Raw genomic sequence first — 13,141 nt, forward strand, 5'->3', positions numbered from 1 at the left:
CTTGGTCTATCTGACCTTTCAACCCTAACGAGCCCTGCGCCATGACCGACCTGAAGCACATCCGCAATTTCTCCATCGTGGCCCATATCGACCACGGGAAATCCACGCTGGCCGACCGCCTGATCCAGATGACGGGGACGGTGGCCGAACGCGACATGAAGGAACAGCTTCTGGACGCGATGGATATCGAGCGCGAGCGCGGCATCACCATCAAGGCCAACACCGTGCGCATCGAGTATCCCGCCAAGGACGGCGTGACCTATGTGCTGAACCTGATCGACACCCCCGGCCACGTGGACTTCGCCTACGAGGTCAGCCGCTCGATGCAGGCGGTCGAAGGCTCGCTGCTGGTCGTCGATGCCAGCCAGGGCGTCGAGGCGCAGACGCTGGCCAATGTCTACCAGGCCATCGACGCGGATCATGAAATCGTGCCGGTCCTCAACAAGGTCGACCTGCCCGCCGCCGAACCCGAACGCGTGGCCGAACAGATCGAGGACGTGATCGGCATCGACGCCTCGGACGCGGTGCTGATCTCGGCCAAGACCGGGCTTGGCATTCCCGACGTGCTGGAGGCCATCGTCACCCGTCTGCCCGCGCCGGGCGGCGACCGCGACGCGCCGCTCAAGGCGATGCTCGTTGACAGCTACTACGACAGCTACCTCGGCGTGGTCGTCATCATCCGCGTCATCGACGGCGTCATCAAGAAGGGCGACCGCATCCGGATGCTGGGCACCGGCGGGCGCTACCCCGTCGACCGGCTTGGCGTCTTCAAGCCCAAGATGACCGATATCAAGGAACTGGGCCCGGGCGAGATCGGCTTTCTTACCGCCTCGATCAAGCAGGTGCGCGACACCCGCGTGGGCGACACCATCACCCATGAAAAGGGCGGCACGGACAAGGCTCTGCCGGGCTTCAAGCCGGCGCAGCCCGTGGTCTTCTGCGGCCTCTTCCCGGTGGACAGCGCCGAGTTCGAGGACCTGCGCGACGCGATCGAGAAACTGGCGCTCAACGACGCCTCCTTCAGCTTCGAGATGGAAACCTCGGCGGCCCTCGGTTTCGGCTTCCGCTGCGGCTTCCTCGGCCTTCTGCACCTCGAGGTCATCCGCGACCGCATCGAACGCGAATACGATATCGACCTCATCACCACCGCGCCCACGGTCATCTACCACGTCCCCATGAAGGACGGCACGAAGATGGAACTGCACAACCCCGCCGACATGCCCGACATGACCTATGTCGATCATATCGAGGAGCCGCGGATCAAGGCGACCATCCTTGTCCCCGACGACTATCTCGGCGACGTGCTGAAGCTCTGCCAGGACCGGCGCGGCATCCAGCTCGACCTGACCTATGCGGGCCAGCGCGCCATGGTGGTCTCTGACCTGCCGCTGAACGAGGTCGTCTTCGACTTCTACGACCGGCTGAAATCGGTGACCAAGGGCTATGCGTCCTTTGATTACCAGATGGAGGGCTACCGGCAGGACCACCTGGTCAAGATGTCGGTGCTGGTCAACGAGGAACCCGTCGATGCGCTTTCGATGATGGTCCACCGCGACCGGGCCGAAATGCGCGGCCGCGCCATGTGCGAAAAGCTCAAAGAGCTGATCCCCCGCCACATGTTCAAGATCCCGATCCAGGCCGCCATCGGCGGCCGCGTGATCGCGCGAGAGACGCTGTCTGCCATGCGCAAGGACGTGACCGCCAAATGCTACGGCGGCGACGCCACCCGGAAGCGCAAGCTTCTGGACAAGCAGAAAGCGGGCAAGAAGAAGATGCGCCAGTTCGGGAAGGTGGAAATCCCGCAGAGTGCGTTTATCAATGCGTTGAAGATGGATAGCTGAGGCGGGTTTGCCTCAGGTAGGGTGGGCAAACTGCCCACCCTGCGCTTGCTTTGTGTTACATATACTCCCTGTCCTGCATGCTTGTAGCCTAATTGAAGAGATCACCTTGGGTGGCCTCTGGGACTGGGAAGATCCCGAGGAGTTGCCATGTCTGGGGTCGTCTCGCCATGTTGCCAAGTGCGAAAACCAACCCCTTTTCCACGTATTGATCGCAATAAGTGTGCCTTAGATGCTCTAGGACGCCTTCTTCACCAAGATCATGGCGGCGTTTGAAAAACGTCGCTGAGGTTTCCCAGTCGGCGCAAGTTTTCTTGTGTCGCCCACCTTCGTCTTCATAAAACATTGAAATCTTATACGGGCAAGGTTCGTAGGCTGCGATTTCTTCATCTAGAAGAGACAACTGAGCAGCTTGTGCTCGAAATTTTTGACGATCGCTATCAATTTCATTTTGTGAAAGTCGCTTCCAAGTCATTGAAACATTGCGCGGGCGAATAAGTGCCAATGACGCACCTTGCTCTATGGCATACCGCTCTGATGGCACAATTGCACGTTGAACAAGAGAACTCTTTTCTGTTGGGTTACTCACTCTGCCAGGGATCGAAATGGAGTCCTCATGGACACGGCAACTTTCCGGTCTAGTATCCTGCGTTGGCTGGCTATACTTGAAGTCTACAGTGTCCCATCTACTGAACGCTTTGTCTCCGCTTAGTCTTCGAAAGCGAATTGGAAAAAGCCGTTTCCACTTTCCATCGGCCTCAAGTCCTGCGCAACAGACAGTTTCATTATGAGTCTTACTCGGCTGCGGCGATGCTTTTACGAGGATTGTGACGCGGGATTGAAAAATCATTACCGAGGTACTTTTCTGGTCTGTCAGCTACTAAGTTGAAGACTTCAAAGCCATTTGCTGACGCTTCATCTGCTATGTATGAGCGGTGACATTGGTCTGCACATCGCTCAAAACACATCATGCAAGTTAAATGCTGCGACGCAAGCTTTAGGAGCCTGTCTAAACCCTTTTGGGCAGGAACCTTTGCAAGGTGAGCCAAAAAAATCTTCTCAAATAGAAAGTGGTTCCCAGATTTGGCTGCATCCCGTCCGGGTTTTGGATCGCCAAGTTCTCGAAAGTGGATGTATTCTATACCCGCTTCGCCAAGTCTCTCAGATAGACCACGTTTTGATAGTCCTTTCTTTCGAGAAAGAGGCAGTTCGCGAACATCTGCCAGCACTTCCACATTAAGGTTTACGAGCGTCTCGACAAGACGATCAACATCAGAACCTTCGTAGCCAATTGTAAAAAGCTTGTTCATGTGCAACCTCACTTAGTGCAGTGAATCGAACACAATACATGAACGCAACACCCACGAGGATGCGTAAAGCTGAACTGCGGCCAACATGCAACTTCTCCGCTTTTCACCTTTCCAGTCTGTCGTTCACCCTGACCCAAATCAAAGCCCCCCGCCGCCCCACCGGCTAGGACATCCCCCATGTCCACCCTTCTCCTCCTCCTCCACCTCTTCATCGGAGCCACCCTTGCGGGCGTGTTCCTCGTGATCCTGCTGGTCGCCGGGGTCGTCGGCGCGGGGCCGATCGCGGGCGCGGTCGTTGCGGGCTTCCTGATCGCCTTTCCGGTGGCGCGGGCGGTGGAGCGCGCCATGACCGGGCGGTAGCGCCGAATCCGATTCCGTCTGCACGGGGGGTGCACAGGGGGTGTACGGGGGGTGTACGCAGGGCGCCCCCCCTGTTTTCGGGGGTGAGTCGCGGCCCCCTTGCCCCGAAGCAGCGCAGAAAATGCCCCTCGCAGGCGCAGAAATCGGGCTGGTCCGCCCGCCGCCGCGCCGCCCTTTCGCAACCCCGCCCAAGCGCAGGATTTTTCCGCCCCCGTCCCCCCGTTTTCCCCAAGGATGCCCACAGCCTGTCCACAGGAAATTTTCATGCTGCACTGCTATTTTCTTGAGCCATCGCAGCCTTTGGGTGACCCTAATTACATCGCAAGGGTTCTTCGGAACCAGGGCGGGACGCAAAGGCCCCACGGGACGGATGCGGCAGGACGGCCATAGGATCCGGAATGTTCGTAACTGTCTGGGATCGCAGCGGAAATTCGGGTGTGACCTTCGGGTCGCGACTGGATGGCTGGGATGTCCGGGTCGGTGCGGCCAGCTCGAAGCCCTCGGGCAGAGAGGTGGTTTCCGGCGGCGTTTTCGGACGTGCCGGGCGCCGAAATCCCTCGGGATGGAGGCATGTGGCGAGGCTTCGGTTTCGCTGCAAGGGACCGGGTGGACCTTCGGGAAAGCAACGGACCATGGAAGGCGTCAGGGTGTGCCGCAAGGCACGATGCGAAGACCGCGTCTAAGCACCTGGCGCCTTCTTTCTTTTTTCTTCCTGACTGGCCAAGGGCGGCCCCGGACGAAAACGGGGTCCGTCTGCCTGCGCAACCGAACCCCGCCGTCAGTGATGCATTACCGCGTCTAAAGCACCTGTGCCCTTTGACTACTTGGGTGGATGCGAGGGATCAACCATATCTCGCATTGGCCACAAGATCGCGGGGAACTGTGGCATAATCCCACCAGATGTGGCGCGTGGTTTCAGCGCGGGACGCCCTCTGCCGCCCCCGGGTGGTCGTTGAGGAAGCGGTGAAGCACCACGTAGAGCTCTCGCGCATGGGGCAGGTCATCGCGATGCAGGGCGGCGCAGATATCTTCGCAGATCATCTGCTGCACCTTTTGCGGCCCGTGGTGGATGTGCATCAGCCGATCGGCAAGCGCAGCCGCGTTCAGGGGCGGCAGGGCCTCGTGCTCACCAATCGCGTCGATCTCGGCGCGGGTCAGATCGGTGATGTCCTCGATGTCGTCCAGGGTGATCATTGTGGGTCCTCCTCATCGCCAATAATCCCACATCGAAAAAGGTCCGGTTCTGACCTGAATCAAGGACAGGGCAGGGAGGGGATGCTCCCTTGCGCCAAGGAAGCGCGCCCGACCCATTCGGAGTTCACCAATGCGACTGTTTCTTCTGATCTTCATCATGGCCGGCACCGCGCTGGCCGGGGGTGTCATTACCGCAGCTCTCGCCGCAGGATATGATGGCGCGCGCGAGATCATGATTGCCGCGGCAATCGGTGCCGGGGTGGCGCTGCCCGTGGCCTGGGTCGCGGCAGCGAAGATCCGAGCGCTTTAGGCGTTGAGGAACGCCCGCACCGCACCCTCGAATTCCCTCGGCTTGTCGGCATGCAGCCAATGGCCCGCGCCCGTGATCTTGGCAAAGCGCGCGCGGGGGAAGAGGGCCTTGATCAGCGGACGGTGCTCGGGGCGGACGTAGTCGGAATCCGCGCCGTAAAGCATCATGACCGGACCATCGAACTGGCCCGAGACCGCCTCGGGCCAGCCGGTGGCGTTGCCCATGTCGCGATCCAGCACATCGTGGTTGAGCCGCCAGCGCCGCCCCTTCACGTCGAGCGATTGCAGGAGGAAGGCCCGCACGCCGTCTTCGGGCACGAGGGGGGCAAGCTGCGCATCGGCATCGCGCCGCGTCTCGACCTGGTCGAGATCAACCGCGCGCATGGCCGCGATCAGGTGGCTCTGGCTATGGCCATAGGCGACCGGGGCGATGTCGGCCACCACGAGACGGTTGACCAGTTCGGGTCGCGTGAGGGCCAGCATCATCGACGCCTTGCCGCCCATGGAATGCCCCAGCACATCGGCGCGCCCGCCATTGGCCTCGATTACCTCGGCCAGGTCGGCGGCCATGTCCGCGTAGGTGTGGGTCGGAAAGAACGGGCTTTCCCCGTGGTTGCGCATATCGACCGAGATAACCTGGCACTCGTCTGACAGGCGCTTTGCGATCACGTTCCAGTTGCGTGCCGAGCCGAAAAGGCCATGCACGATCAGAAGCGGCGGGCGGTCGGTAGGGGCACCGGTGAGATAGGTCGTCAGCATGACGCCGGGTTAGCCCATTCCTCGCAGCCATGCCAGTGCCCGTTGAGCGCGGCCATGCGGGGCGCTAGGCTCGCCCCGGATGAGTGGAGGTGCGCGTGATGGGTGTTGACCCCAATGAACTGACAGTGACGGCAGACCGATTGACCGCGTTGATGCGCGATCAGTTGGGTGTGCGTGCCGACAGTTTTCCCCGGGCGCTGGCCAAGGCCGGGCGCCGCCTGCCGCGCGCGATCCGGGCCGAGGGCCAGGTGATCCTGTCAGCTCTGGACCGCGCGCCCAACCCGCGTCTTGCGCGCGTGACCGATGGCGATGCCGTGCGCCGGGCCGCGCGCCGGATCGAAGCCTACCTGGGCCGCCTGGACCCGCAAGCCAGCCGGGCGCGGGCGCGCGCCTACCTGTTTGCGGATCTCGCCTTTCGCGTTGCCGTTGCGGCAGCCCTGGTCATTGCCGTTTTGGCCTGGCGCGACCTTATCTGACCCGGTTCAGGGCGGTCCCGGGGACAGGAGCGCCCCTCGTCAAGCTTCTCCGCAAGGGGGAAGCCCTCCTTGGGGCGCGTTGCCACGGAGGACCCGACTGGCGTTCGTCCCCCCGGCCCGCGGCCCTGCTGCGACGGGGGGACGCATTCTTTCTGCGGTGTCTCACTCTAAGTCCCCCGGTTGCGCGAACACGAACAGGACAAGAAAAGGAGACACCATGTTCAAAGGTTTGGGACTGTCGCTGGCGATCATCATCGGGGGCATGGTTGCCGCACCGGCCATCATGATGACCTTCGTCTGAGACGAGCGATCTAGGGAAAGGCCCCGGCACTGACCGGGGCCTTTTTCGTTTCTAATGCTGCGGGGCGAGGAAGGTTCCGTTCCTCAGGTCGCGCATCGCCTGCTGGATCTCGGCCTGCGTGTTCATCACGATGGGCCCGTGCCAGGCCACCGGCTCTTCGATCGGGGCGCCGGAAATCAACAGGAAGCGCACCCCCTCGGGGCCGGCCTGCAGGGTCACCTCGTCGCCGGTGCCGAAGCGAATGAGCGTGCGGTTGCCCGACAGGTCACGCATGTTGACTTCCTGACCCATCACCTCTTTTTCAAGCAGAACGCCCTCGGGCTGCGAGGCATCGGCAAAGGCGGCCGCGCCTTCGAAGACATAGGCGAAGGCCCGGCGGTAGGTGTCGATCTTGAAGGTCTTCCTGACGCCCGCAGGCACGTAGACATCGAGATACTGGGGATCGGCGGCGATGCCATCGACCGGGCCGGTCTTGCCCCAGAATTCGCCCACGATCACCTTCACGCGGGTGCCGTCATCGTCGATGATCTCGGGAATATCCTTGCCCTGCACGTCCTGGTAGCGCGGCGCGGTCATCTTGAGCGACGAGGGCAGGTTGCCCCACAGCTGGAACCCGTGCATCTGCCCCTTGGCGTTTCCGAAGGGCATTTCCTGGTGCAGGATGCCTGACCCTGCGGTCATCCACTGCACGTCGCCCGCGCCGAGCCGACCGGTATTGCCGAGCGAGTCGCCATGTTCCACGGTGCCGGCCAGAACATAGGTGATGGTTTCGATCCCACGATGCGGGTGCCAGGGGAAGCCGCGCATGTAGTCGGCCGGATGTTCGCCGCGAAAATCGTCGAACAGCAGGAAGGGGTCGAGCTCGGTCGGGTCCTGGAAGCCGAAGGCGCGGTGCAGCTTGACGCCGGCGCCTTCCATCGTCGGACGCGCCATGCGGGTTTCGGTAACGGGTCGGATGGACATAGGATTCTCCTCGGGTCCTGTTCGCACCACAAGGTAGGGCGGGCAGGGGGCTTGGGCAATTGCGGGCGCGCAAACGGGTCCTGTGCGGCATTGCAGGGGTCGGTTTCGGGAAAGACAGGCCCCCGGGGTCGCTGAAAGGGTGGCGCAAAGCCAGCAGGGAGACAGAACATGAAAGTGGGCTTTATCGGATTGGGGAATGTCGGCTCGAAACTGGCTGGATCGCTCCTGCGCAATGGGGTGGATGTCACGATCCGCGATCTCGACGAGGCCAAGGTGGCCGAGTTCGCCGCGCGCGGCGCCAAGGTGGGCGAAAGCCCCGCGCAGATGCTGCGCGACTGCGACGCGGTCATCACCTGCCTGCCGCACCCCTCCATCTCGGCCCGCGTGGTCGAAGGGCCCGACGGGCTGCTGGAGGCCATGGGGCCGGGCAAGATCTGGATGGAGATGAGCACCACCGACGAGGCCGAGGTGAAACGGCTCGGTGCGATGGTGGTCGCGAAGGGGGGTGCTGCGGTGGATTGCCCTGTGTCGGGCGGCTGTCACCGGGCCGATACAGGGAACATCTCGATCTTCGCGGGCTGTGACCGCGAGACCTTCGACCGGATCCTGCCGCTGCTGACGACGATGGGCCGTCGCGTGTTGCATACCGGGCCGATCGGCTCGGCCTCGGTTCTGAAAGTGATTACCAACTTCCTGGCCACGGCGAACCTGCTGACCTGCTGCGAGGCACTGACGGTTGCGAAGGCCGCGGGCATGGACCTGGGCGTCAGCTACGAGGCGATCCGGATTTCGTCGGGCACCAGCTTCGTGCACGAGACCGAAAGCCAGGTGATCCTCAACGGGTCCCGCGACATTTCCTTCACAATGGACCTCGTGCTGAAGGATATCGGGCTGTTCCAGGAAGTGGCGGACCGCGCGAATGTGCCGCTCGAGATGAACCCCCTGATGATCCAGATCTTCAAGGACGGCATCGCACGCTTTGGCGAGCGGGAGCTGTCGCCCAACATCATCAGGCGGCTCGAAGAGGCAACGGGCCTTGATATCCGCTATCCGGGCTTCCCGGCCGAGATGGTGGATGATGAACCGGAAGAGCCGGGCTACGAGGTGCGGCGCGAGGTCTGAGCGCCGGGGGCATTTTCCGCAACGGAAAATGGACCGCGATCCGCGACGGATCGCGCGGGTCGCAGGGCCAGGGGCGCGGCGAAACCTCCCGACCCGGGCCGCAGGGCACTGGCCTTTTGTCCCGCCCCATGCTCTAAGCCCGCAAACGCAAGCCCGAGGCCGCAGATGACCGATCAGGACGAAGTGCTCGAACGCATCACCCCGAATGGCCCGCGACGTGTCTTTGCCACGGGATCTCTGGGCGTGCTTGGCGCGCTTCTCGTGTGGATCGCCGCGACCCACCCGCCAAGTGACATCGGCTTTGCCATTTTCCTTCTGGCCATCGGCCTTGGCAGCCTGTGGCTGTCCTGGACGCTCTGGCGCGCCTCTGGTGTGGTGCTGGAGCTGACGCGCGAGGAGTTGCGTGAAGAGGGGGGGCGTGTGTTGGCCCGGATCGACGAAATCACCAAGGTCGACCGGGGCTTCTTTGCCTTCAAGCCTGCCGCGGGCTTTCGCCTGTCCCTGACCGAGAGGCGTTCGGCCGTCTATGCCCCTGGGCTTTGGTGGCGGCGGGGACGCATGGTGATGGTCGGGGGCGTGACCTCGGGCGCGCAGTCCAAGGCGGTGGCGGACCTGATTTCGATCCGCATTGCGCAGAAGCGCGGAGAGCTCTGAGCGAGCCCCCCGCGCGACTTTTTTACAGGCCCTTTGCCCGGTAGCTTGCAGCGACCCGTCCGATGGCGACCATGAAGCCCGCGGTGCGTAGGTCGGTCACGTCGTTGCGGCTGTGCCAGACCTCGCGCATCGACTGGTAGGCATCGCGCATCGTGTCATCGAGGCCAGAGCGCACAAGCTCCAGCTCATCCGCCCCGCGCAGGTACTTTTCCTTGAAATTGGGCGTCAGCTGCCAGCCGATCCCGGTATCCTTCGACAGGCGTTCCAGCTCGTTCACGATCAACAGGTGACGCGCCTCTTCCTGGCGGCGCTGCATGCGGCCGAAGCGGATATGGCTGAGGTTCTTGACCCACTCGAAGTATGACACGGTCACCCCGCCCGCATTGGCATAGAGATCGGGGATGATCACGGTGCCCTTGTGGCGCAGGATCTCGTCGGCCCCGGCCGTCACCGGGCCATTGGCGGCCTCGATGATGAGCGGCGCCTTGATCGCGGCGGCGTTGTGCATGTTGATCACGCCCTCGATCGCGGCGGGGATCAGGATATCGCACTCCTCCTCCAGCGCCTTCAGCCCCTCCTCGTTATAGGTGCCCTCCGGGCAGCCCTTCACGCCGCCATGGGCCGCGATCCAGTCGCGCACTGCATTGATGTTGAGCCCCTTGGGGTTCGAGATCACGCCATCGCGCTCGATCACATGGGTGATCAGGGCGCCGTCCTCGGTCGAGAGGAACTGCGCCGCGTGATAGCCGACGTTGCCCAGGCCCTGGACGATGATCCGCTTGCCTTCCAGCGTGCCGGTCAGCCCGGCTGCGGCCATGTCGTCTGCGTGGCGGAAGAATTCCTGCAACGCGTATTGCACCCCGCGTCCTGTGGCCTCGACCCGGCCCCGGATACCACCCGCATGGGGGGGTTTGCCGGTCACGCAGGCCTTGGCGTTGATGTCGGTCGTGTTCATCCGGGCAAACTGGTCGGCGATGATGGCCATTTCCCGCTCGCCCGTGCCCATGTCGGGCGCAGGCACGTTCTGGGCGGGGTTGATCATGTCGCGCTTGATCAGCTCGTAGGCGAAGCGGCGCGTGATCTGTTCCAGCTCATGTTCCTCGTATTGACGCGGGTCGATGCACAGCCCACCCTTCGAGCCGCCAAATGGGGCCTCGACCAGGGCGCATTTGTAAGTCATCAGCGCGGCCAGCGCCTCGACCTCGTCCTGGTTCACGTTGGGCGCATAGCGAATGCCGCCCTTGGCCGGTTCGAAATGTTCCGAATGGACCGAGCGATAGCCGGTAAAGGTCCGGATTTCGCCCCGCAGGCGCACACCGAAGCGCACGGTGTAGGTCGCGTTGCAGACACGGATCTTTTCTTCCAGTCCGGGCGGCAGGTCCATCAGCGCCGCTGCGCGGTTGAACATCAGGTCGACTGACTGACGGAAACTCGGCTCACCAGTTGCGGACATCGCGGTTTTCCTCCTTGCGCGTTCCACCGGGCAGTCCTTCACATGTTTACAAACTGCCCATTTTTTGAGCGGAACACAGCTGGCACGAGGGCGCAAGACAACCGCCCGTTGAAACACCCAGTTTCTTTTTCAGCACTTTCGATTTGGTTAAAAACTGATTGTTCACAGGGCAAAAACATCCCTTTTCTTTCCTCCTTCCGCCCAATTTCTGCCGTTCTTCTCAACGAAAGAGAGCATGGGTCGGATTGCGCCGACCTGCGACTCGCATCTGCATCCAAGGGCAGGAAGCCATGTTCAGAATGACCGCCGATAGCGCCAATGGCCATGTCACGAAGCCGCGTGGCTCGGGCTTTCTGCGTGATGAAAACGGCACGGTCACGATCTTCGCCCTGATGATGTTCATCCTGATGCTGGCCGCTGGCGGGATCGCCATCGACGTGATGCGCTATGAGACGCAGCGCACGCAGCTGCAATACACGCTCGATCGCGCCGTTCTGGCCGCGGCGGCGCTGAACCAGCAGGTAGACCCCGAAGCGGTGGTGATCGACTATTTCGCCACCTCCGGGCTGGAACATTACCGCCTGAACGTGGATGTCGAGGAAGGTCTGAACTTCCGGCGAGTGTCGGCCTATGCCGAGATGGACCTGCAATCCTATTTCATGAACATGTTCGGGGTCTACGCGCTGACCTCGCCCGCACGCGGCTCGGCCGAAGAGCGGATCATGGATATCGAGATTTCCATGGTGCTCGATATTTCCGGTTCGATGGGCTGGAACAACAAGATCCACAACATGCGCAACGCGGCCAATGAATTCATCGACACGGTTCTGGCGCTGAACGACGAAGAAGACCAGGTCTCGATCTCGGTCATCCCCTACCACAGCCAGGTCAACGCGGGCACGACGCTTGCCAGTGTCTTCACCCTGTCCGATGAGCACGATGAATCGAACTGCACCCGCTTCGATCCCGCGGACTACAATTCCACCGCGATCGACCCCGACGAGGCGATCGAACGGATCGCGCATTTCGACTATCGCAACAGAAGCAGGTACCGCACCTTCCGCACGCCGCATTGCACAACGGACAACTACGCAGCGATCCTGCCGTGGTCGAACGATGCGGACGCGCTGCACGCGCTGGTCAACAGCCTCCATGCCAACGGCAATACCGCCATCGACCTGGGGATGCGGTGGGCTGTTGGTCTGCTGGACCCTGCCGCGCAGCCCGCACTCAGCGACCTGATCGATGCGGGCGAGGTGGATGAAGCCTTCGAAGGGCGGCCCTATTCCTACGAGGAAGACGAGGTGCTCAAGATCATCATCCTGATGACGGATGGGGAAAACACCAGCCAGGTCGATGTCGTGCAGCAGTTCAAACGCGGCCCCTCGACCGTGTTCCGCGACCCCGATACGGGCCGCACCTCGGCCTATCTGCCGCGCTATGACCTCTACTACTACCACCATAACGGCAGCTACAATTCGCAGCCCTACGGCGGCAGCGACGCCGTGGCGATCCCGTGGCCAGAGCTTTGGGCAACCTATTCGGCGCGGATGCTGGCGGGCGAATACTACTATTATGCCGGCGACTGGGACTACTATCGCCAGCTGCGCTACTATTCGATCGAGACCTATGCCGGGTCGAGCCAGGCCGACGCCAACCTGCGCAATATCTGCGATGCCGCGAATGATGCCGGGATCATCGTCTTCACCATCGCCTTCGAGGCCCCGAGCCGGGGCGAGGCCGTGATGCAGCACTGCGCCACGACGCCCGCGAACTACTATGATGCGGAAGGGCTCGAAATCTCCGAAGCCTTCGCCTCGATCGCGGCGTCGATCAACCAGCTTCGGCTGATCCAGTAGGTGCGGCATGTGGGGCTTTTCCGCGATATCCCGCTTCCTCCGCACCGAGGATGGCACAGCGACGGTGGAATTCGTTATCGTGTTCCCCATCATCATCATCATCTTCGTCGCGGCCTTCGAGACCGCGATGCTGCTGACACGACAGGTGATCATGGAACGCTCGCTTGATAGCGCCGTGCGCCATCTGCGGCTGACCTCGGGCCTGTCCGTGACCCACGACGCCATCCGCGAAAACATCTGCGAGAACTCGCCGGTGCTGCTGAACTGCAACGAGGCACTGTTGCTGGACCTGCGGGTCATCGACCAGGACACCTACAACCTGCCCGATTACCACACGCTTTGCGTGGACCGCTCGGGCGTCGTGAACCCGGCCAATGAATTCACGCCGGGCGCGCAGAACGAGTTGATGCTGGTGCGGGTCTGCGCGCTGGTGGATCGCATCCTTCCCATTTCGGGCCTCGGCCTCGACCTGACCCGCGACGATACCGGCGCCATCCACCTGACGGCGGCCACCATCTTCGTGAACGAGCCGGAGTAAGCGCG

14 protein-coding genes are annotated in these 13,141 nt (G+C 62.2%); 8 read left to right on the forward strand and 6 right to left on the reverse strand.

Annotated elements, in window-relative coordinates:
- The first annotated feature begins 41 nt into the window (after positions 1-41).
- Positions 42-1,841 carry a translation elongation factor 4 gene (gene lepA, locus ACEQXV_RS20735; RefSeq protein ID WP_370270776.1) on the forward strand — a complete coding sequence of 600 codons (1,800 nt, stop codon included), beginning with the start codon at positions 42-44 and terminating at the stop codon, positions 1,839-1,841.
- A gap of 88 nt (positions 1,842-1,929) precedes the next feature.
- Here lepA and ACEQXV_RS20740 read toward each other — a convergent pair whose 3' ends face one another.
- The gene (locus ACEQXV_RS20740; protein WP_370251257.1) at positions 1,930-2,427 is read right to left on the reverse strand and encodes a hypothetical protein; all 498 of its coding nucleotides are present in this window, start codon (positions 2,425-2,427) and stop codon (positions 1,930-1,932) included.
- A 205-nt stretch (positions 2,428-2,632) separates the two neighbouring features.
- Complete coding sequence (locus ACEQXV_RS20745; protein WP_370251258.1) at positions 2,633-3,148, reverse strand: DUF488 family protein; 516 nt, start codon at positions 3,146-3,148, stop codon at positions 2,633-2,635.
- 177 nt (positions 3,149-3,325) lie between these two features.
- On the opposite strand from ACEQXV_RS20745, the gene ACEQXV_RS20750 reads away from it, so the two are divergent.
- Positions 3,326-3,508 carry a CTP synthetase gene (locus ACEQXV_RS20750; protein WP_370254005.1) on the forward strand — a complete coding sequence of 61 codons (183 nt, stop codon included), beginning with the start codon at positions 3,326-3,328 and terminating at the stop codon, positions 3,506-3,508.
- A 915-nt stretch (positions 3,509-4,423) separates the two neighbouring features.
- Here the strand turns inward: ACEQXV_RS20750 and ACEQXV_RS20755 are convergent.
- On the reverse strand, positions 4,424-4,702 hold the full coding sequence (locus ACEQXV_RS20755) for a hypothetical protein (protein ID WP_370270778.1): 279 nt from the start codon (positions 4,700-4,702) through the stop codon (positions 4,424-4,426).
- Between the two features lie 130 nt (positions 4,703-4,832).
- Here ACEQXV_RS20755 and ACEQXV_RS20760 point away from each other — a divergent pair, with 130 nt between their 5' ends.
- Positions 4,833-5,012, forward strand: coding sequence for a CTP synthetase (locus ACEQXV_RS20760; RefSeq protein WP_370254003.1), 180 nt, complete (start codon positions 4,833-4,835; stop codon positions 5,010-5,012).
- On the opposite strand, the gene ACEQXV_RS20765 is transcribed toward ACEQXV_RS20760, so the two are convergent.
- Positions 5,009-5,770 (reverse strand): alpha/beta fold hydrolase, encoded by a 762-nt coding sequence (locus ACEQXV_RS20765; protein WP_370254001.1) that lies wholly within the window; start codon positions 5,768-5,770, stop codon positions 5,009-5,011. The two genes, ACEQXV_RS20760 and ACEQXV_RS20765, sit on opposite strands and share 4 nt — an antisense overlap.
- A 98-nt stretch (positions 5,771-5,868) precedes the next feature.
- Here ACEQXV_RS20765 and ACEQXV_RS20770 point away from each other — a divergent pair, with 98 nt between their 5' ends.
- Entirely contained in the window at positions 5,869-6,246 is a 378-nt protein-coding gene (locus tag ACEQXV_RS20770; protein WP_370254000.1) for a hypothetical protein, read from the forward strand.
- 352 nt (positions 6,247-6,598) lie between these two features.
- Here ACEQXV_RS20770 and ACEQXV_RS20775 read toward each other — a convergent pair whose 3' ends face one another.
- The gene (locus ACEQXV_RS20775; RefSeq protein WP_370253998.1) at positions 6,599-7,510 is read right to left on the reverse strand and encodes a pirin family protein; all 912 of its coding nucleotides are present in this window, start codon (positions 7,508-7,510) and stop codon (positions 6,599-6,601) included.
- 168 nt (positions 7,511-7,678) lie between these two features.
- On the opposite strand from ACEQXV_RS20775, the gene ACEQXV_RS20780 reads away from it, so the two are divergent.
- A complete protein-coding gene (locus tag ACEQXV_RS20780) occupies positions 7,679-8,632 on the forward strand; it encodes an NAD(P)-dependent oxidoreductase (protein ID WP_370270779.1) in 954 nt (317 codons plus the stop codon).
- 165 nt (positions 8,633-8,797) lie between these two features.
- Complete coding sequence (locus tag ACEQXV_RS20785; RefSeq protein ID WP_370270780.1) at positions 8,798-9,286, forward strand: hypothetical protein; 489 nt, start codon at positions 8,798-8,800, stop codon at positions 9,284-9,286.
- A 22-nt stretch (positions 9,287-9,308) separates the two neighbouring features.
- On the opposite strand, the gene ACEQXV_RS20790 is transcribed toward ACEQXV_RS20785, so the two are convergent.
- A complete protein-coding gene (locus ACEQXV_RS20790) occupies positions 9,309-10,739 on the reverse strand; it encodes a Glu/Leu/Phe/Val dehydrogenase (protein ID WP_370253995.1) in 1,431 nt (476 codons plus the stop codon).
- 299 nt (positions 10,740-11,038) lie between these two features.
- Here ACEQXV_RS20790 and ACEQXV_RS20795 point away from each other — a divergent pair, with 299 nt between their 5' ends.
- Both ACEQXV_RS20795 and ACEQXV_RS20800 read left to right on the forward strand, forming a co-directional pair.
- On the forward strand, positions 11,039-12,598 hold the full coding sequence (locus ACEQXV_RS20795; RefSeq protein ID WP_370253993.1) for a pilus assembly protein TadG-related protein: 1,560 nt from the start codon (positions 11,039-11,041) through the stop codon (positions 12,596-12,598).
- A gap of 7 nt (positions 12,599-12,605) precedes the next feature.
- Complete coding sequence (locus ACEQXV_RS20800; RefSeq protein WP_370270782.1) at positions 12,606-13,136, forward strand: TadE/TadG family type IV pilus assembly protein; 531 nt, start codon at positions 12,606-12,608, stop codon at positions 13,134-13,136.
- The last annotated feature ends 5 nt before the right edge of the window (positions 13,137-13,141 follow it).

It is taken from the genome of Nioella sp. (genome assembly GCF_964229645.1).
In the GTDB taxonomy this organism is placed as follows: domain Bacteria; phylum Pseudomonadota; class Alphaproteobacteria; order Rhodobacterales; family Rhodobacteraceae; genus Nioella.